Genomic DNA, 20,467 nt, shown 5'->3' on the forward strand with positions numbered 1-20,467 from the left:
CCAAGGAGTTGCCGATGTTGCTTCGTTCGATTTCCATCGCGCTGACGTTTGCACTGTCGACGGCCGCTGCGGCCGCGCACGCCGCTCCGGCGGAGACCGGCCCCGCGTATGGCCCGCGCCTGGAAGGCTTCGATTACCCGGCGCCCGTCAAGCTCTTCAAGCTCGAGTCGCAGGGCAGTGCGCTGGAGATGGCGTATCTGGACGTTGCGCCCAAGCAGCCCAACGGCCAGGTAGCGGTGCTGCTGCACGGCAAGAACTTCTGCGCGGCCACTTGGGAAGGCACCATCGCCGCGCTCACGGGCGCCGGCTACCGCGTGATCGCCCCGGATCAGATCGGCTTCTGCAAGTCGAGCAAGCCACGCGCATATCAGTACACGTTCCAGCAACTGGCGAGCAACACGCATGCGCTGCTGGCGTCGCTCGGCATCGAGCAGGCCATCATGATCGGCCATTCGACGGGCGGCATGCTGGCGACGCGCTACGCGCTGATGTATCCGAACGCGGTGTCGCGGCTGGTGATGATCAATCCGATCGGCCTGGAAGACTGGAGGACCAAAGGCGTGCCGTCCATGACCGTCGACCAATGGTTCGCGCGTGAGAAGCAAACGACCGCCGAGCGCATACGCGCCTACGAGCAGTCCACGTACTACGCCGGGCAATGGCGCACGCAATACGAACCGTGGGTGCAGATGCTGGCCGGCATGTACCGCGGCCCGGGGCGCGATCTGGTAGCGTGGAATTCCGCACTGCTGTACGACATGATCTACACGCAGCCCGTCGCCTATGAGTTCGGCCAGTTGCGCCCGCCGACGCTGCTGCTCATCGGCCAAAAAGACACCACCGCCATCGGCAAGGACGCGGCGCCGCCCGAAGCACGGGCGCAGCTGGGGCATTACCCCGAACTCGGCCGCGCAGCTGCCAAGGCCATTCCGCACGCGACGCTGGTGGAATTCCCGGATGCGGGCCATGCGCCACAAATCCAGGATCCTGATGCGCTGCACAATGCGCTGCTTGACTGGCTCGCCACGCCGGCGCCTTCGCGCACCCGCCGGCCGGACTGACGCCGTTTGTCATGAAGGTGAAACTGCTTACAAATCCGCAGCAATTTGGCCTCCCACGCTGCAAATTTCGTCCATTTTTGTAGCGATTTGATTGGCGGGAGGCCGGGGTGCGAATGGTATGATGGCGCCATCCGCGCCCCTGGGGCGTGCCTTGTCAGTCCACGCCGAACGGCGTTGGTGTGACGGTAAAGGCGCGCTCTTGGGGCGCCCGCTTTATCCCCCTTTTCTGATCCCTTCGAGACGAACACAACGTGCGCCTCTCTTCGATCAAGCTCGCAGGCTTCAAGTCTTTCGTCGATCCGACCAATTTCCATGTTCCGGGCCAGCTTGTCGGCATCGTCGGCCCGAACGGTTGCGGTAAATCCAACATCATCGACGCCGTGCGCTGGGTGCTCGGCGAATCACGCGCTGCGGAACTCCGTGGCGAATCGATGCAGGACGTCATCTTCAACGGCTCGACCCAGCGCAAGCCGGCTGGCCGCGCCAGCGTCGAACTCGTCTTCGACAACGCGGAAGGCCGCGCCGCCGGCCAGTGGAGCCAATACGCCGAAGTGGCGGTCAAGCGCGTCCTGAGCCGCGATGGCACCTCGTCGTACTTCATCAACAACCAGGCGGTGCGCCGCCGCGACATCCAGGACATCTTCCTGGGCACGGGCCTCGGGCCGCGCGCCTACGCCATCATCGGGCAGGGGATGATCTCGCGCATCATCGAGGCCAAGCCCGATGACATGCGCATCTTCCTGGAAGAAGCCGCGGGCGTGTCCAAATACAAGGAACGCCGCCGCGAAACCGAAAACCGCCTCTCCGACACGCGTGAAAACCTCACACGCGTGGAAGACATCCTGCGCGAACTCGGCTCGAACCTCGAAAAGCTCGAGGGCCAGGCCGAAGTCGCGCAGCGCTTCCAGGCGCTGCAGGCCGACGGCGAAGAGAAACAGCACCTGCTGTGGCTGCTCCGCAAGCGTGAAGCGCAGGCTGAGCAGGAACGCCATCAGCGCGCCATCGAACAGGCACAGATCGACCTGGAAGCGCAGACCGCGCAGTTGCGCCATATCGAGGCCGAACTCGAAACGATGCGCGTGGCGCATTACGCGTCGTCCGATGCGATGCACGCCGCGCAGGGCGCGCTCTACGAAGCCAACTCCGAAGTCAGCCGCCTGGAAGCCGAGATCCGCTACGTGGTGGAATCGCGCAACCGGATCCAGCAGCAGATCGCCACGCTGACCGCGCAGCAGGAACAGTGGCATACGCAGGGCGAGCAGGCGCAGGAAGACCTCGCCGCCGCCGAGGAAGAGCTGGCCATGGCCGAGGAGCGTGCCGCGCAGGCCGCCGAGGACGTCGCGCGCAAAGCCGACGAACTCCCCGCCCTGGAAGCGCAGTGGCGCGATGCGCAGACCGCGCTGAACGATCAGCGCGCCGCGATCCTGCAATCGGAACAGGCGCTCAAGCTCGAAGCCGCGCACCAGCGCAATGCCGATCAGGCGCTGCTGCAGCTCGAGCAGCGCCGCGAACGTCTGACGCAGGAATCCTCCGGCCTCGACAAGCCGGACGACGTGCAGCTCGAAACCCTGCGTGCTGAACTGGCCGAGCAGGAAGAGGTGCTGGCTGAAGCGCAAGCCGCGCTGGAAGACGCCGAGACACAGGTGCCGCAACTCGACGAGGCACGCCGCGCCGCGCAGGACCGCGTGCAATCGGAAGCCGCCGCGATTGCCAGCCTGGAAGCCCGCCTCGCCGCGCTCAAGCAGCTGCAGGAGAACGTGCAGACCGACGGCAAGGTCCAGCCGTGGCTCGCCAAGCATGAGTTGAGCGAACTGCCGCGCTTCTGGAAGAAGCTGCAGATCGAGCAAGGCTGGGAGCCCGCACTCGAAGCGGTGCTGCGCGAAAAGCTTGGCGCGCTGGAAGTCTCCAACCTCGATTGGATCAAAGCGTTTGCTGCCGACGCGCCGCCCGCCAAGCTCGCTTTTTATGCGCCGCCGCCCGCAGCGCGTCCGGTGGAAGCGCCCGCCGGGTTGCGTCCGTTGATGTCGCTGGTGCAAGTGACGGAGCCCGGCATGCGCGCCGTGCTGCAAGACTGGCTGGCCGACGTCTATATCGCCGACGACATGCAGGCTGCGCTCGCCGCACGGCAGACGCTGCCGGAAGGCGGCACGTTTGTCGTCCAGGCTGGGCACCTGATTGGCCGCTCGTCGGTGCAGCTGTACGCGCCTGATTCCGAGCAGGCCGGCATGCTGGCTCGCGCGCAGGAAATCGAAAACCTGAACAAACAGGTGCGCGCGCAGATGCTGTTGGCGGACGAAGCCAAGAGCGCTGCCGTGCGGGCTGAAGCGGCGTACAGCCAGGCCAGCCAGAACCTCACGCAGGTGCGGGCTCGCGCCGAGCAGGCCACGCGCCGCGTCCACGTGCTGCAGATGGATGTGCTCAAACTGTCGCAGGCGATGGAGCGCTACAACGCGCGCAGCGGCCAGATCGACAGCGAGCTAGAAGAGATTCGCGCGCAGATCGAAGAGCAGCGCGCCATCCGCGCCGAATCCGAAGCGACGTTCGAACAGCACGACGCGGCGCTCGCCGACATGCAGGCGCGCTTCGAAGACAGCCAGCAGGCGTTCGAAGCGCTGGAAGTTCGCCTGAGCGACGCACGCAACGCCTTGCGCGATCAGGAGCGCGGCGCACAAGAGGCGCACTTTGCCGAACGCAATCTGCAGAACCGCATTGCCGAACTGAAGCGCAACATCCAGGTAGCGAGCGACCAGGCGCAGCAGATCGTGCTGACGCTCGAAAACGCGCGCGCCGAGCTGGAAACCATCAACGAGCAGACCGCGCATACCGGACTGCAGGAAGCGCTGGAGCGCCGTGCCGAGAAGGAAGAAAAGCTCGGGCTGGCGCGCATGGAACTGGATGCGCTGACCGCGCAACTGCGCACGCACGACGAGCAACGCCTGACGGCCGAGCGTGCCCAGCAACCGCTGCGCGATCGCATCACCGAGCTGCAGTTGAAGGAACAGGCGGCGCGCCTGAACCAGGAGCAGTTCACCGAGCAGCTCACCGCTGCCAATGTTGACGAAGCGGCGTTGGCAGAACGTCTGACGGGCGACTTGAAGCCGTCGTACCTGCAAGGCGAAGTCACGCGCATCAACAACGCCATCAACGCGCTCGGCCCGGTCAACATGGCCGCCCTGGACGAACTGGCGGCGGCGCGCGAGCGCAAGGGCTTCCTCGATGCGCAATCGGCCGATTTGACCGACGCCATCACCACGCTGGAAGACGCCATCCGCAAGATCGACCAGGAAACACGCGCGCTGCTGCAAGGCACGTTCGACCAGGTCAACTATCACTTTGGCGAGCTGTTCCCGACGCTGTTCGGCGGCGGCCAGGCCAAGCTGATGATGACGGGCGAAGAGATCCTCGATGCGGGCGTGCAGGTGATGGCGCAGCCGCCGGGCAAGAAGAACTCGACCATTCACCTGCTATCGGGCGGCGAAAAAGCGCTGACCGCCATTGCGCTGGTGTTTGCGATGTTCCAGCTGAATCCGGCCCCGTTCTGCTTGCTGGATGAGGTGGACGCGCCGCTGGACGACGCCAACACCGAGCGCTACGCCAACATGGTCAAGCGCATGTCCGACAAGACCCAATTCGTTTTTATTTCTCACAACAAGATTGCGATGGAAATGGCGCAACAGCTCATCGGTGTGACCATGCAGGAACAAGGTGTGTCCCGGATCGTGGCGGTGGACATGGATGCCGCGCTGACCATGGCGGAGGCAGCGTAAATGCAGGACAACAACCTGGTGATGGCCCTGTTGGGGGCAGGCGTGGTCTTTGTGCTGGTGATCGTTGTCTACAACCAGTGGCAAATCCGCAAGGCGCGCCGCCCCGAGGTATACAACCCGGCCGTCGACGAGACGCCCCGCGGCGAAGGTTGGACCGAGCGCGCCGAACCTGCCCTCGGCGGCGAGCGTGATGAAATCGACCGCGTCGAACCGCGTCTTGAGCCGGGGTTCTCGGCGAAGACGCATACGCCTGCCACGGGCAGCGCCGAAACCGAAGCCGGCGTGATCGGCGCTGAACTCTCGCCTTCGGGCGACGATGCCGCGCTCGAAACGGCCGAAACGGAAGAGGTTGCTGAGCCTGCGCCGGGTTCGCTGGAGCCCGCCAATGGCGTGATCGATCCGCTGATCGATTGCATCGTGCCGCTGCATCCGGAACGCGAAGTGTCGGGCGACCGCCTGCTGCCGGCGCTGACCAAGCTGCGCCGCGCAGGCACCAAGCAGATTCACGTGGAAGGGTTGAACCCCGCCGCTAATGCGTGGGAAGCCATCCGCGCCGGCCAGCGTTACCTTGACGTGCAAGTCGCCGTGCAACTGGCCAACCGCACGGGCCCGCTGAATGCGCTGGAATTCTCGGAATTCATCAACGCCATCGATCCGCTGTCGGAAGCGGCCGATGCCGTGCCGGAACTGCCGGACATGAACGAGACGATTTCCAACGCGCGCGAACTCGACGCGTTTGCCGCCGAGTGCGATGTGCAACTGGGCGTGAGCGTGATCTCCGACGGGGCGCCCTGGTCGGCAGCGTATGTGCAGACGGTGGCCACGCAAGACGGGCTGGTGCTCTCGCGCGACGGCACGCGTTTCACGCGCTTCCATGCCGGTGCCGATGGCGTGCAGCGCGCGCTGTTCACCCTGCAGTTTGGCGACACCAATTTCCTGCGCGATGACCTGACCGTCAAGGCGGGTCGTCAGATCACGCTGTTGCTCGATGTCCCGGTGGCGGAAGAGGCGAGCAAGCCGTTCAAGCTGGTGTGCGAATACGCCTACACGCTGTCGCAGCGCATGGGTGCGCAGGTCGTGGACGACAACCTGCGTCCGCTCACGGAGCAATCGTTCGTCGCCATCCAGAAGCATCTGCGGGTGCTGTACGACAAGCTCGAATCGCGCGGCATCCCGGCCGGTTCCAGCACCGCGGTGCGCTTGTTCAGCCACTGACGGACGCACCATGCGCAAGATTGCAGAACCCGCGTCCGGTGCCACGCCCGAGGCGCGGGCAGCTTGGCTGCGCGCCGAGCTGAACCGCTACGCCCACGAGTACTACGTGCTCGACCAGCCCAGCGTGCCCGACGCTGAATACGACCGGCTCTATCGCGAGCTGGAAGCGCTGGAAGCGGAACATCCCGAGCTGAAGACGCCCGACTCGCCCACGCTGCGGGTCGGCGGCGCCGTCCTGCCCGAGTTTGCGGCGGTCAGGCATGTCATTCCCATGCTGTCGATCCGCACCGAGACCGACACCACCGCCAACGGCGCCCGCGCATTTGATGCCAGCGTACGCCGCGAGCTGGGCCTCGACGATACCGACCCGCCCGTCGAATATGCCGCCGAGCTGAAGTTCGACGGCCTGGCGATCAGCCTGCGCTACGAGCGCGGTTATCTCGTGCAGGCGGCCACGCGCGGCGACGGCACCACGGGCGAAGACGTCACGCAGAACATCCGCACGATCCGCCAGATTCCGCTGGGCCTGTCGCCCGTGGATGGTCATGTGCCAGACGTGCTGGAAGTGCGCGGCGAGGTCTACATGCGCCGCGACGACTTCGAAAAGCTCAACGCACGCCAGCGCGAGCGCGGCGACAAGACCTTCGTCAATCCGCGCAACACCGCGGCGGGCGCTGTGCGCCAGCTCGATCCGAAGATGGCTGCCGAGCGCCCGCTGTCGTTCTTCGCTTATGGGTTGGGCGAGGTGGTCGGCTGGAAGGGCATGCCCGAGACGCATTCCGGCATGCTCGACGCGCTGCAGGCGTTCGGTTTTCCGGTCAGCGCGGAGCGCGCCGCGGTGAAGGGCGGAGATGGCCTGGTCGAGTTTCATGACGCCATCGGCGCCAAGCGCGACAGCTTGCCGTTCGACATCGATGGCGTGGTCTACAAGGTCAACTCGCTGGCGCTGCAACGCGAACTCGGCTTTCGCACGCGTGAGCCGCGCTGGGCGGTCGCGCACAAATATCCGGCGCAGGAAGCGCTGACCACGGTCGAGTCGATCGGCGTGCAGGTCGGCCGCACGGGCGCCATCACGCCGGTAGCGCGGCTGGTGCCGGTGTTTGTTGGCGGGGTGACGGTCACCAACGCCACGCTGCACAACGAAGACGAAGTGCGCCGCAAGGACGTTCGCGTCGGCGACACCGTGATCGTCCGGCGCGCCGGTGACGTGATCCCCGAGGTGGTGAGCGTGGTGCTCGACCGCCGCCCGATGGACGACGTGCCGGGCAGCGACTTGTTCAATCCGAAGCAGCAGCCCAAGTACCCGCCGTTCGAACTGCCGAAGACCTGCCCGGTGTGCGGCTCGCACGTCGTGCGTGAAGAGGGCGAGGCGGTGGCCCGTTGCTCGGGCGGTCTGTTCTGCTCGGCGCAGCGCAAAGAGGCGATCCGCCACTTTGCCGGCCGCCGCATGATGGACATCGAAGGCCTGGGCGAGCGTTACATCGACAACCTGGTCGAACTGGACTACGTGCACGGCATCGCCGACCTCTACAAGCTCAAGCTCGAAGACTTCCTGGAGATGAAGCGCCGCGCGGATGAGCGTGATGGCGTGACGCCCGAGACGGTTTCCGCCGGCAAGATCGCCACCAAGTGGGCCGAGAACCTGCTGGAGGGCATCCAGGCCAGCAAGACGCCGCCGCTGGCGCGCTTCCTTTTTGCCCTGGGTATTCGCCACGTGGGCGAGTCGACCGCCAAGACACTCGCTGACTGGCTCGGCAGCCTGGCGATGATCCGTCGCGCACCCGCGCCGCTGCTGCTGGCGCTGCCCGACGTGGGCGCCACGGTGGCGGAGGCCATCGCCGACTTCTTTGCCGAGCCGAAGAATCAGCAGGCACTGGATGCATTGCTCGAAGCCGGTGTCGCGCCGCAAGGCGAGCACGCGCCGAACGCGAAGCTGCGCGAGAAGCTGGAGCCGGCGGAGCTGTACGCCACGCTCGGCGTGCCCAAGCTGACGGTCACGCGTGCGAAGCAACTGGCCGTGGCAGCGCCAACGCTTGCCCACCTGGCAAGCGTGGAACCCGAGCAGTTGGCTGGCCTGCCGGCGGATGTGGCTGCGTCGCTGCTCGAATGGCTCGCCTCGCACGACCATCGCGCGCAATTGACGAAGCTCGACGCGTTGCGCGGCGAGCTGCTTGCCACCATGCCCGCCGAAGCCGCCGAAGAAGGCGTGCTGGCCGGCAAGACCGTCGTGTTGACCGGCACATTGCCCAACCTCACGCGCGACGAAGCCAAGGCCATGCTGGAAGCGGCGGGCGCCAAGGTGTCGGGTTCGGTGTCGAAGAAAACCGACTTCGTTGTCGCCGGAGAAGACGCCGGCAGCAAGCTCGCCAAAGCCGAGGAATTGAACGTGAAGGTTCTGGACGAAGCGGGTATGCTCGCGCTGTTAAAAAATCCGGCGGGAGACCAGTCATGATCCGAAACATCCTGAAGATGGGCGATAGCCGGCTGCTGCGTGTGGCCAAGCGGGTCGAGCGCTTTCACACGCCCGAACTGACTGCCTTGATCGAAGACATGTTCGACACCATGGACGCTGCGCGCGGTGCCGGCCTGGCGGCCCCGCAGATCGGCGTGGACCTGCAGGTCGTCATCTTCGGGTTCGATCGCAACGAGCGATATCCGGATGCGCCGGCGGTGCCCAAGACGGTGTTGATCAACCCGACTCTCGAGCCGCTGTCGGACGAGATGGAAGAGGGCTGGGAGGGTTGCCTCTCGGTACCCGGCCTGCGCGGTGTGGTGCCGCGCTACACGCGCCTGCGCTATACCGGCTTTGACCAGCATGGCCATGCCATCGACCGTATTGCCGAGGGCTTCCACGCCCGCGTCGTGCAGCACGAATGCGATCACCTGCAGGGCGTGCTGTACCCGATGCGTGTCAAGGATTTCACTCGCTTCGGTTTTACCGAAGTGCTGTTCCCGGAATTGCCCGCCAATCACGACGACTGATCGCGACTGCGGGAGCGTCGTACCTGCGGGGGCGGGTAGGCGCGTGTTTCATCCACCACGGAGACGATATGAAGCGCGATGGTTTGAGGGGCTGGCGCCGGTTGGCGCTTGGCGTGGCCATGACTGCGATGCTGGGGCTGGCCGCATGCGCGGGGCCGCAGACGCCGGAAACGACAGCGGCTGCGTCGGCTGCACAGAAGCCTCAGGGGCCCGTCTGGCAGCGCGTGCATCTTGGTACCGATGCGGCGGGCTACGATTTCCCCGTCTACGCCAACCATCCGCTTGACGGCGATCTGAGCCGCATTCGCGAAGTCGTCTTCGTGCAGCATGGCCTGCAGCGCAACGGCAACGACTACTACACCGCTGGGGCCGATCTGCTCCAGGCCAGCGGCCGCAATCCCGACGAAGTCCTGCTGATCGCCCCGAACTTTCCCGGCACGCCGGATGAAGGCAAGGGCTTCGACGGCATGCCGGTATGGTCGGTGGATGGCTGGATCGGCGGCTTCAACGCCACCAATGCGCCGTACACGGACCTGAGTTCGCTCAAGGTGCTCGATGACCTGATCGGCTACGTGACCGACCCGGCGCGTGCGCCCAACGTCAAGCGCGTGACGGTGGCAGGCCATTCGGGCGGCGGCCAGATCGTGCAGCGCTACGCCGTGCTCAACAACGTGGACGAGGCCATCCGCAAGCGCGGCGTCGATCTGCGCTATGTGGTCGCCAACCCGTCGTCGTATCTGTATTTCACGCCGGAGCGACCGCGCGGCAAGGGCTTTGCGCGCTACAGCACCAGCGTGTGCCCGGACTACGATCACTACAAATACGGCATGGTGGATATGGTCCCGTATGCCGCCGGCAAGACCGGCCGTCAGTTGTTCAACCGATATGCGCAGCGCCACGTGACCTACCTGGTCGGCACGAACGACAACGACCCGAACCACCGCGTGCTCGACAAGCTGTGCGGTGCGGAAGCCGAAGGCCCGACGCGCCTTGATCGCGCCCGCAACTACTGGCGCTACGAGCGCTACCTGGCGGGGCGCAAGCGCGTCAACCACCAGGCGCACGAAGTGGTTGGCGTAGGCCACGAGCAGGCGAAGATGTTCGGGTCGCGTTGTGGCGCACAAGCCGTGTTCGGCATGCCCGCGTCGGCCAACACCTCGGGCGCAGCCTGCCAAGCTCCGCATCTGTAACGTAGGCAGCGCGCAAAAAGAAAACCGGTCAACGCAGGGTGCGCTGACCGGTTTTTTGTTGGGGCAGAGGCTGCCTCAGAACTTCTCGAACGGCCCCAGGAATCGCCACTGGCCGACCGGCAGATCGCCCAGCACGATGCTGCCCATGCGGATGCGCTTCAGGCCCACCACCTCCAATCCGACCTGTTCGCACATGCGGCGGATCTGGCGTTTCTTGCCTTCGCGCAGCACGAAGCGCAGTTGCTCTTCGTTCTGCCAGCTCACCTTCGCGGGCTTGAGTGCTTCGCCGTCGAGCGACAGGCCAAAGCGCAGCTTTTCCATCAGCTCTTCGGGGAAGACCTTGGAGAGGTCGTGCTCGACCACGCCGTCCGGCGAATGCCACACGACGCGCACCAGGTATTCCTTCTCGACCGTTGAATCCTCGCCGATCAGGTGGCGTGCCACGCGGCCGTCCTGCGTCAACACCAGCAGCCCGGTGGAATCGATATCCAGTCGACCGGCCGGCGCCAACGCCCGACGCTGCCACGGCGCGAAGCGCTTGCGTGTGGGGTCACCTTCCCATTGGTTTTCCGGCACGAACAGCGACACCGCCGGCTGATAGCCGTCTTCTGCCTGGCCGGACACATAACCGACCGGCTTGTGCATCAGCACGGTCACGCGCTCGCCTTGCTCCGAGCGCGCCGACTGGTGGATTTCGATGACCGCATCCGGCTTGACGCGTGACCCCAGCTCGGTGACGGGCTCGCCGTCCACCAATACCCAGCCGCGCGGAATCCATTCATCGGCCTCGCGGCGTGAGCACAGGCCCAGTTCGGACATGCGTTTGGACAGACGGACCAGCCCACTCGATTCGGTTTGCGCGGCCTGGCGCGGTGCCTGCTCCTCGGCATGACGCGGCGCGCGCTCCTCACGCTCGCGCTCGGGCCGTTGCGGACGGGCCGGACGGTCTTCGAAGCGGCGCGGCGGACGGTCGTTGTCAAAACGACGCGGAGCGCGGTCATCGCCATAGCGCCGCGGCGGCCGCTGCTCATCGTCGAATCGACGCGGCGGGCGTTGATCGTCACCGTACCGGCGAGGCGGACGTTCGTCGTCAAAGCGTCGCGGAGGGCGCTGATCGCCATCACGACGCGGCGCGCGTTGGTCGTCGCCGTAGCGGCGCGGGCGCTCGTCGTCGAAGCGACGGGGCGGCCGTTGATCGTCGCCGAACTTGCGTGGCGGGCGATCCTCGAACCGGCGCGGCGGGCGTTGCTCATCGTCGAAACGACGCGGCGGACGCTCATCATCAAAGCGTCGCGGCGGACGTTGGTCGCCATCGCGGCGCGGTGCGCGTTGATCATCGCCGTAGCGGCGCGGGCGTTCGTCATCGAAACGACGGGGCGGGCGTTGATCGTCGCTGAACCTGCGCGGCGGACGTTCATCGTCAAAGCGCCTGGGTGGGCGGTCGTTGTCAAAGCGACGCGGAGGACGTTCGTCGTCAAATCGGCGAGGCGGGCGATCTTCGAAACGACGCGGCGGACGCTCATCATCAGAGCGGCGGGGCGGCCGTTGCTCGTCGTTGAATCGGCGCGGCGGGCGCTCGTCGTCGAACCGGCGAGGCGGGCGATCGCCTTGCATGCGGCGTGGCTTGGCGTCGCGCGTCTGGCCGTCGTCGTCGCGGCGGGGCGGGCGTGCCGGGCGCGCGGGCTTGCCGGTGCCTTCTTCCGGCTTGGGGCGGCGTTGCGAAGGGCGCAGCGGCTGGCGCTCGCGGTTCAGGTCGGACGAGCGCAGCGGCTTGCCGGTCGAACGCACGGCATTGCCTTCGTCATCGCGGCGCACGCCGAGCGTGGTGCGCTTGCCCGGGCGGGTGGCGCGCTGCGTCGGGTCGCTGGCGCGGCGCTTGTCGTCGTCGCCCGGGAAATCATCGGAATCGGTAGTCATGAATCTAGACCGGTAAGGCTGGCGCTCAGATGGCGAGCGCATCGAGCAGCTCGCTTTCGAGTTCGAGCTGCAGTTTGTTGTCCTGGGTCAGGCGGGTGCCGTCGACCAGGAAAATGTCTTCCACGCGCTCGCCGAGCGTGTTGATGCGCGCGGTGTGTACCGACACGCGACGGTGTGCGAGCACGCGGGCAATGGCGTAGAGCAGACCGGTGCGGTCTGTTGCAGAAATGGAGAGCAGGTAGTACTGGCCGCGTTCGTCTGCCCGCAGGTCGACGCGCGGCTTGATCGGGAAGCTGCGCGACTGGCGCGAGATGCGCCCACGCGGCGGTTCGGGCAGGGCGGTTTCGCGCGAGATCTGCTCGGCGAGTTCGTGCTCGACCAGCGTGATGATGTCGCGGTAATGGCCGGGCTCCACCAGGCCGCTGCTGGGATCGGCCACCTGGAAGGTGTCGAGCGCGTAGCCGTGTTTGGTCGTGTGGATCTTGGCGTCGAGAATCGTCAGGCTCTTGCGCTCGAAGTAGCCGCAGATGCGCGCAAAAAGATCGGGCCGATCCGGCGAATACACCGCCACCTGCAGGCCGACGCCCGCCGGTGAAATGCGCGCGCGCACGATCGGGATCGTCGTGTCGACGCGGTTGTAGAAGTGCCGCGTGAACCAGGCGATGTCGCGCGCGTCGTGACGCAGGAACACGCCCACGTCGAGCTGCTTCCAGAGCGCTTCGTGCGCGGTGTCGTCCAGCGCGGCCAGACGCAACAGGGCGCGCGCTTCTTCCTTGCGGCTTTCGAGCACCGCGTGCGGATCGGTCGTGGCGCCGCCGAGCACGCGCAGCGTCATGCGATACAGGTCTTCCAGCAGCTTGCCTTTCCACGCGTTCCACACTTTCGGGCTGGTCCCGCGGATGTCGGCAACGGTGAGCAGATACAGCGCAGTCAGCCGACGTTCGGTGCCGACCAGATCGGCGAAATGGCGGATGACTTCCGGATCGCCGAGGTCCTGCTTCTGGGCGACCTGGCTCATGGTCAGGTGGTGCTCGACCAGCCAGACGATGAGGTCGGCGTCTTCCTTGGCGATGCCGTGTTCCTTGCAGAAGCGGCGTGCGTCGGACATGCCCAGCACGGAGTGGTCGCCGCCGCGTCCTTTCGCAATGTCATGGAACAGCGCCGCCACGGTCAGTACCCACGGCTTGTCGAAGTTCGCCATCAACTGGCTGCAGAACGGGAACTCGTGCGTGTGCTCGACGATGGAGAAGCGTCGGATGTTGCGCACCACCATCAGGATGTGCTGATCGACCGTGTAGACGTGGAACAGGTCGTGCTGCATCTGCCCGACGATGCGGCGGAAATTGACCAGGTAGCGGCCGAGCACGCTGGTCTGATTCATCAGGCGCAGCGCGTGCGTGATGCCCTGCGGCTGCTGCAGGATCGACAGGAACAGCGCGCGATTGGCCGGATCCTTGCGCCATTTGGCGTCCATCAACGTCCGCGCGTTGTAGAGCGCGCGCATCGTGCTGGCAGCCAATCCCTTGATGCCGCGCGTCTGCTCGTACAGCAGGAAGGTTTCCAGGATGGCCGTCGGCTCGCGCTGGTAGAGATCGGCGTCGGCAATCTCGAGCATGCCTTGTCGCTCGACAAAGCGATCGTTGATCCGCCGCGTGATACCCAGCTCGCTGGGGAACAGCCGCGCCTCGATGTTCTGCAGCACCACGGTATTGAGCTGCGTGACGGCCTTGGCGACCCAGTAATAGCGGCGCATGAGTTGTTCGCTCGCGCGCTTGGCGGTGGTCGGGCGGTAACCGAACGACTCGGCCAGTTGCGTCTGCAGGTCGAACACCAATACGTCCTGCCGGCGCCCGGCCAGCAGGTGCAGACGCGCGCGGACGGTTTTGAGCAAGCGCTCATTGCTTGCCAGCTCCTGCGCTTCACGGCGCGTCAGCAGGCCATTGGCAAGCAGCTCGTTCCAGCTTGAACCGAAACCAGCCGCCCGCGTCATCCACAGAATGACCTGCAGATCCCGCAGGCCACCGGGGCTTTCCTTGCAGTTCGGTTCGAGCGAGTAGGGCGTGTCCTGGTACTTGGCATGCCGCTGGCGCATCTCCAGCAGTTTCGACTGGAAGAAATCGGCCGCATCCAGATGGCCCTGATAGTGCGTCTCGAACGTGCGGTACAAGCCTTCGTCGCCGGTCAGTAGACGTGCTTCCAGCAGCGAGGTGCGTACCGTTACGTCTTGCGCGGCCTCCTTGATGCACTCGTCGACCGTGCGCACCGAGGAGCCAATATCCAGCCCCATGTCCCAGCAGCGGCCGATGAAGGCTTCCAGCCGCGCCTCCAGTGCCTTGTCGGCGGTGCCCGGCAGCAGCAGGAGGATGTCGACGTCGGAATACGGGAACAGCTCGCCGCGCCCATAGCCGCCCACGGCAATCAGGGCGCAGTCGGCTGGCATCTGCTCCTCCTGCCAGAGCCGCACCAGCGCACGGTCAACGGCGCGTGCCAGCTTGGTCACGAGCTGCTGAACGTTGGCGTGCTGGTCGAACTGCGCGAACAGGTGCGCGCGCTCAGCTTTCAGGGCGTCGCGCGGTTGGACTTCTTCGGCAGGGGCGGCGGCAGCGGAGGGCATGAGTGGAGCGTGAATGAAACAGCGACCGGAACGAGCCGGTCGCTGCAGGAGTTGAGCTGAGGCGGGGCGAGATCAGCGCGACGCTGCTGCCTCTGAAGGTGCGGCTCGCCCGCGATGATCAGGCCGTGGCCGGTGCGCCTTCGTGTACGAATTCCGGTGCCGGCGGCGTCAGGGCCGACACGGTCAGCACTTCATGGCCGGTCTCTGTCACAAGAAGCGTGTGTTCCCACTGCGCCGACAGGCTGCGATCGCGCGTCTTGACCGTCCACTGGTCGGGCATCGTGCGGATATCGCGCTTGCCCGCGTTGATCATCGGTTCAATCGTGAAGATCATGCCGGCCTTCAGCTCCATCCCGGTGCCGGGGCGGCCGTAATGCAGGATCTGCGGATCTTCGTGGAATTTCTTGCCGATGCCGTGGCCGCAATATTCGCGCACCACGCTATAGCCGGCAGCTTCTGCATGTTGCTGGATCACGTGGCCGATGTCGCCGAGGCGGGCGCCCGGGCGCACCGCCGCGATACCCTTCCACATGCATTCGAACGTAACCTGCGTCAGGCGTTTGGCGAGGATCGAGCCTTCACCCACAACGAAGGTGCGGCTGGTATCGCCGTAATAGCCTTCCTTGGTGATGACGGTGATGTCCAGGTTGACGATGTCGCCATTCTTGAGCACCTTGTCGCCCGGAATGCCGTGGCAGATCACATCGTTGACCGAGGTGCAGATCGATGCCGGGAAGGGCGGATAGCCCGGCGGCGCATAGTTCAGCGGTGCCGGCACGGTGCCTTGCACGTCACGCATGTAAGCGTGGCACAGCTGGTCCAGCTTGCCCGTCGTCACGCCGGGCACGACGAACGGGGTGATGTAGTCGAGAACTTCGGACGCAAGCCGGCAGGCCACGCGCATGTGCGCAATGTCTTCGGCGGTGTGAATGGTAACGGCCATGCTGTGACTCTTTCTGCACGCAAGCGCCTGGAGCGCCGCGTCGTGGCTAAAGCATGAATTATCGCACCAAAGCGCCCCGGCCGGGGTTTTCGGGCGGTGGGCGCCCGTCTTGCGCCGTTTGTCGCGAATGCTCGGAAGGTCTTGAGTCGATTGGGTTTTTACCGCTATAATCGCTGGCTAAGCAGTTGCCGGTCGTGTGGCCGGGAGCGCTTGAAATCGCGAGCCGCCTCACCGCGGGTGTTTTTCGTATCGCATGCGAAAGATGTCTGAGGCGGCTTTAGACCTAACCCGACTGGAGAATTTCATGTCCGTGACCATGCGCGAAATGCTGGAAGCCGGTGTCCACTTTGGCCACCAGACCCGCTTCTGGAACCCCAAGATGGCCCCCTACATCTTCGGCCATCGCAACAAGATTCACATCATCAACCTGGAAAAGACGCTGCCGATGTACCAGGACGCACTGAAGTATGTGCGCCAGCTGGCAGCCAACCGGGGCACCATCCTGTTCGTCGGCACGAAGCGCCAATCGCGTGAGATCCTGGCTGAAGAAGCGGCTCGCGCAGGTATGCCGTTCGTCGACAGCCGCTGGCTCGGCGGCATGCTGACCAACTTCAAGACGGTCAAGACCTCGATCAAGCGCCTGAAGGACATGGAAGTCGCCAAGGAAGCCGGCGCGACCGAAACCATGAGCAAGAAGGAAGCGCTGATGTTCGAACGCGAAATGGACAAGCTGGTGAAGTCCATTGGCGGCATCAAGGACATGGGCGGCATTCCGGACGCCATCTTCGTGGTGGACGTCGGTTACCACAAGATTGCCGTGACCGAAGCTGCCAAGTTGGGTATTCCGGTGATCGGCGTGGTCGACACGAACCACTCGCCGGAAGGCATCGACTACGTCATCCCGGGTAACGACGACTCGAGCAAGGCTGTTGCACTGTACGTGCGCGGCGTGGCCGACGCGATCCTGGAAGGCCGTGCGAACGCGGTCCAGGAAGTGGTTGAGGCCGCTCGTGGCGGCGACGACTTCGTCGAAGTCCAAGAAGGCTAATACACAAGAAGGCGCGCGCCCGCCGCATTGCCGAGCGGGAAGCGCGTCAGGCCATATCGGTGATGTTCTGCGAACGCGGTGCATCCGAGGTGAAGGCCAGACAGGGGCGCGTAATAAACGCCCCTTTTTTTTAATTTGTCATGCGGATGTCCCACACGCGTCGTATCTCGTGGGGTGGCCGGATGGAAACCGGACGACAGGCCGGCGTGCAGCGAAAACGCAAAGACCTTTCAGCGCGCGACCGGACGACGATCTGAAACAAGGAGCATGAAATGGCGGCAATTACCGCAAGCATGGTGGCAGAACTGCGCGCGAAGACCGATGCGCCGATGATGGAATGCAAGAAGGCCCTGACGGAAGCCGAAGGCAACCTGGAAAAGGCCGAAGAAATCCTGCGTGTGAAGCTGGGCAACAAGGCAGGCAAGGCCGCCTCGCGCGTCACCGCTGAAGGCGTGGTGGCGGCTGCAGTGGAAGGCACGACCGGCGCGCTGGTCGAAATCAACTGCGAAACCGACTTCGTCTCGAAGAACGATTCGTTCCTGGCCTTCGCCAACTCGGTGGCTGCACTGATCGCCAAGAACAACCCGGCTGACGTTGCCGCTGTCGGCGCGCTGCCGCTGTCGCAAGACGGCTTCGGCCCGACCGTTGAAGACGTGCGCGTGGGCCTGATCGGCAAGATCGGCGAAAACATGACGATCCGCCGCTTCCAGCGTTTCGACGGCACCAAGCTGACGTCGTACCTGCACGGCGCCCGCATCGGCGTGATGGTGGCGTACGAGGGTGACGAAGTTGCGGCCAAGGATGCGGCCATGCAGGTTGCCGCCATGAAGCCGGTGTCGCTGTCGGCTGACGACGTGCCCGCAGATCTGGTCGCCAAGGAGCGCAGCGTTGCTGAGCAGAAGGCTGCCGAATCGGGCAAGCCGGCTGAAATCGTTGCCAAGATGGTGGAAGGCAGCGTGCAGAAGTACCTGAAGGAAGTCTCGCTGCTGAACCAGCCGTTCGTGAAGAACGACAAGCAGACCGTTGAGCAGATGCTCAAGGCCGCCAACACGACCGTGAAGGCTTTCACGCTGTACGTGGTGGGCGAAGGCATCGAGAAGAAGCAAGACGACTTCGCTGCTGAAGTGGCTGCCCAAGTGGCCGCCGCCAAGCAACAGGCGTAATGCTGCAGCGGCCGTTTCCAACGGTGCGGCGATTCACCTTCCGGCGCAGGCCGGCAGGGGGCGTTTCCACCGTTGGCGCAGCCGTATAATGCCAAACAGACAGGGCACCGAAAGGTGCCCTGTTTGCAGGTGCAGCCTGCTTGCGCGGGCATCGTTGGGTTTTTCCCGACGGCTTCCGCGCAAGAAGGTTGCGGGATGTGCGAAGTCCCGCTTTGCACGTCGTTGTCATCTCCGCAGCGTCATTTCCCCCTTTCCTGTCTCCCGTACCAGGAATCGTCACGAGGATCTCCATGCCTGCCTATAAGCGCGTTCTACTCAAACTTTCCGGCGAAGCCCTGATGGGCGACGATGCCTTCGGCATCAATCGCAGCACCATCGAAGGGATGGTCAACGACATCGCTGAAATCGTGAAGCTGGGCGTGCAGGTGGCAGTGGTGATCGGCGGCGGTAACATCTTCCGCGGTGTCGCGGGCGGCGCGGCCGGCATGGATCGCGCAACGGCCGACTACATGGGCATGCTGGCCACCATGATGAACGCGCTGGCCCTGCAGGACGCCATGCGCCACGCCAACCTCGAAGGCCGTGTGCAATCCGCATTGCGCCTGGACCAAGTGGTCGAGCCGTACATCCGCCCTCGTGCGATTCGCCAGTTGGAAGAGGGCAAGATCGTGATTTTCGCGGCCGGCACCGGTAACCCGTTCTTCACGACCGACACCGCTGCCGCGCTGCGCGGCTCGGAAATTGGCGCCGAGATCGTTCTCAAGGCCACCAAGGTTGATGGCGTCTACACCGCCGATCCGAAGAAAGACCCGAGCGCCACCCGCTACACCACCATCACTTTCGATGAAGCCATTTCGCGCAACCTGCAGGTGATGGACGCGACCGCTTTCGCCTTGTGCCGCGATCAGAAGCTGCCGATCAAGGTGTTCTCGATTCAGAAGCCGGGCGCGCTCAAGCGCGTCATCCTGGGTGAAGACGAAGGCACGCTGGTCCACGTCTGAAGCCAGCGGAAAGCCTCATCGCAGGCGCCTTTTTTACCGTTCGCTGACCCCGCTTGAATGGCGTTGGCGAGCGGCTTCCATGTAAAATCGTCTATTGTCTTTTTGGTCTTGCCGGTGCCCTGTGTCGTGTTCCGGGGCACAAGTTCGGCAGACCGCCGTTATCGTTCGGAGGAAGTATGAGCGTCGCCGATGTCAAAAAGAATGCCGAGCAGAAGATGCAGAAGTCGATCGAGGCTCTCAAGGCGGATCTGGCCAAGATCCGTACTGGCCGTGCCCACACCGGTCTGCTCGATCACGTGCAAGTCGACTACTACGGCTCGATGGTGCCGATCAGCCAAGTTGCCAACGTGACGCTGGTGGACGCACGCACGATCGGCGTGCAGCCGTGGGAAAAGAAGATGGTGCAAGCCGTCGAGAAGGCCATCCGTGAGGCGGACCTCGGCCTGAACCCTGCCACGATGGGCGACATCATTCGCGTGCCGACCCCCGCGTTGACCGAAGAGCGCCGCAAGGAGCTGACCAAGGTCGTGAAGGGCGAGGGCGAGGATGCCAAGGTCGCTGTGCGCAACCTGCGTCGCGACGCCAATGAACAGCTCAAGAAGCTGGTGAAGGACAAGGCCATCTCGGAAGACGACGAGCGTCGCGGTGGTGACGACGTCCAGAAGCTGACCGACAAGTTCGTCGCCGAAATCGACAAGCTGGTCGCCGAGAAAGACAAGGAAATCATGACGGTGTAAGGCCGTCTCCCGTCGCCGGCGCATTGGGCGCAGGTGGCGGGAAGCCCGATTCATGCATATCAGTTCCACACTGGCGGTGCCAGACACCGCCGACACGCCGCGCCACGTTGCCGTCATCATGGACGGTAACGGCCGCTGGGCCACCGAACGGCACCTGCCGCGCGTGGCCGGCCATAGCCGCGGCCTCGATGCCGTGCGTGCAACCGTTGAAGCAGCGGCACGCCGTGGCGTCGGGTACTTGACCCTGTTTGCCTTCAGCTCCGAAAACTGGCGTCGTCCGGCCGACGAAGTCACCTTCCTCATGAAACTCTTCATGACGGCGCTGCGTCGCGAAGTGGGCAAGCTGCACGATAACGGCATCCGCCTGCGCGTGGTGGGCGATCTGTCCGCGTTCAGCCCGCGCATCCAGCTGTTGATTCGCGAAGCCGAGGCGAAGACGGCTGCCAACCCCGGTCTGACGGTGACGATCCTCGCCAACTACGGTGGGCGCTGGGACATCCTGCAGGCCATGCGCGCGTTGTTGGCGGCGCGGCCCGGCATTGCACCTGAGGCCATTACCGAAGAGATGCTGGCGCCGTACATGGCACTGTCCTACGCGCCAGAGCCGGATCTGTTCATCCGCACCGGTGGCGAGCAGCGCATCAGCAACTTCCTGCTGTGGCAGCTTGCCTATTCCGAGCTCTACTTCACCGATCGCTACTGGCCCGACTTCGATGCTGCAGAACTCGATCGCGCCTTCGCGTGGTATCGCAACCGCGAGCGTCGCTTTGGCCGTACCAGCGCGCAGCTCGAGCCCGATGTTCCCCCCGCGCTATCCGCCGGAGCCTGA

The 20,467-nt window shown here is 64.7% G+C and carries 14 protein-coding genes; 11 read left to right on the top strand and 3 right to left on the bottom strand.

From position 1 onward, the window contains the following. The first annotated feature begins 14 nt into the window (after positions 1–14). The 6 genes from R2676_RS25205 (at position 15) to R2676_RS25230 (ending at position 10,215) form a co-directional block, all read left to right on the top strand. Positions 15–1,061, top strand: a complete 1,047-nt coding sequence (locus R2676_RS25205; protein WP_206272269.1) for an alpha/beta fold hydrolase — start codon at positions 15–17, stop codon at positions 1,059–1,061. A gap of 251 nt (positions 1,062–1,312) precedes the next feature. After that, complete coding sequence (gene smc / locus R2676_RS25210) at positions 1,313–4,828, top strand: chromosome segregation protein SMC (RefSeq protein WP_206272270.1); 3,516 nt, start codon at positions 1,313–1,315, stop codon at positions 4,826–4,828. Further along, entirely contained in the window at positions 4,829–6,043 is a 1,215-nt protein-coding gene (locus R2676_RS25215) for a cell division protein ZipA C-terminal FtsZ-binding domain-containing protein (protein WP_206272271.1), read from the top strand. Between the two features lie 10 nt (positions 6,044–6,053). Further along, positions 6,054–8,495, top strand: coding sequence for an NAD-dependent DNA ligase LigA (gene ligA, locus R2676_RS25220; RefSeq protein ID WP_206272272.1), 2,442 nt, complete (start codon positions 6,054–6,056; stop codon positions 8,493–8,495). Continuing rightward, positions 8,492–9,025, top strand: a complete 534-nt coding sequence (gene def / locus R2676_RS25225) for a peptide deformylase (RefSeq protein WP_027677478.1) — start codon at positions 8,492–8,494, stop codon at positions 9,023–9,025. Before ligA ends, def begins: the two co-directional genes overlap by 4 nt. Before the next feature lie 68 nt (positions 9,026–9,093). Then, the gene (locus R2676_RS25230) at positions 9,094–10,215 is read left to right on the top strand and encodes an alpha/beta fold hydrolase (protein WP_206272273.1); all 1,122 of its coding nucleotides are present in this window, start codon (positions 9,094–9,096) and stop codon (positions 10,213–10,215) included. A 75-nt stretch (positions 10,216–10,290) separates the two neighbouring features. On the opposite strand, the gene R2676_RS25235 is transcribed toward R2676_RS25230, so the two are convergent. From R2676_RS25235 to map, 3 genes are all read right to left on the bottom strand, one after another. Further along, positions 10,291–12,174 (bottom strand): pseudouridine synthase, encoded by a 1,884-nt coding sequence (locus R2676_RS25235; protein WP_206272274.1) that lies wholly within the window; start codon positions 12,172–12,174, stop codon positions 10,291–10,293. Continuing rightward, a complete protein-coding gene (locus tag R2676_RS25240) occupies positions 12,158–14,746 on the bottom strand; it encodes a [protein-PII] uridylyltransferase (protein WP_206272275.1) in 2,589 nt (862 codons plus the stop codon). The genes R2676_RS25235 and R2676_RS25240 overlap by 17 nt, the downstream gene beginning before the upstream one ends. 118 nt (positions 14,747–14,864) lie before the next feature. After that, positions 14,865–15,689: a type I methionyl aminopeptidase gene (gene map / locus R2676_RS25245; RefSeq protein WP_027677474.1), complete on the bottom strand. Its 825-nt coding sequence runs from the start codon at positions 15,687–15,689 to the stop codon at positions 14,865–14,867. A 304-nt stretch (positions 15,690–15,993) separates the two neighbouring features. Here map and rpsB point away from each other — a divergent pair, with 304 nt between their 5' ends. From rpsB to uppS, 5 genes are all read left to right on the top strand, one after another. Next, positions 15,994–16,737: a 30S ribosomal protein S2 gene (gene rpsB / locus R2676_RS25250; protein ID WP_009238240.1), complete on the top strand. Its 744-nt coding sequence runs from the start codon at positions 15,994–15,996 to the stop codon at positions 16,735–16,737. A 272-nt stretch (positions 16,738–17,009) separates the two neighbouring features. Next, positions 17,010–17,900, top strand: a complete 891-nt coding sequence (gene tsf, locus R2676_RS25255) for a translation elongation factor Ts (RefSeq protein WP_027677473.1) — start codon at positions 17,010–17,012, stop codon at positions 17,898–17,900. A gap of 290 nt (positions 17,901–18,190) precedes the next feature. Next, positions 18,191–18,901 carry a UMP kinase gene (gene pyrH, locus R2676_RS25260; protein ID WP_009238238.1) on the top strand — a complete coding sequence of 237 codons (711 nt, stop codon included), beginning with the start codon at positions 18,191–18,193 and terminating at the stop codon, positions 18,899–18,901. Between the two features lie 176 nt (positions 18,902–19,077). After that, positions 19,078–19,638 carry a ribosome recycling factor gene (gene frr, locus R2676_RS25265; protein ID WP_027677472.1) on the top strand — a complete coding sequence of 187 codons (561 nt, stop codon included), beginning with the start codon at positions 19,078–19,080 and terminating at the stop codon, positions 19,636–19,638. Between the two features lie 52 nt (positions 19,639–19,690). After that, on the top strand, positions 19,691–20,467 hold the full coding sequence (gene uppS / locus R2676_RS25270; protein ID WP_206272276.1) for a polyprenyl diphosphate synthase: 777 nt from the start codon (positions 19,691–19,693) through the stop codon (positions 20,465–20,467).

Origin of the sequence: Ralstonia flatus, assembly GCF_958439105.1 — a bacterium.
Taxonomy (GTDB): Bacteria; Pseudomonadota; Gammaproteobacteria; order Burkholderiales; family Burkholderiaceae; genus Ralstonia; species Ralstonia flatus.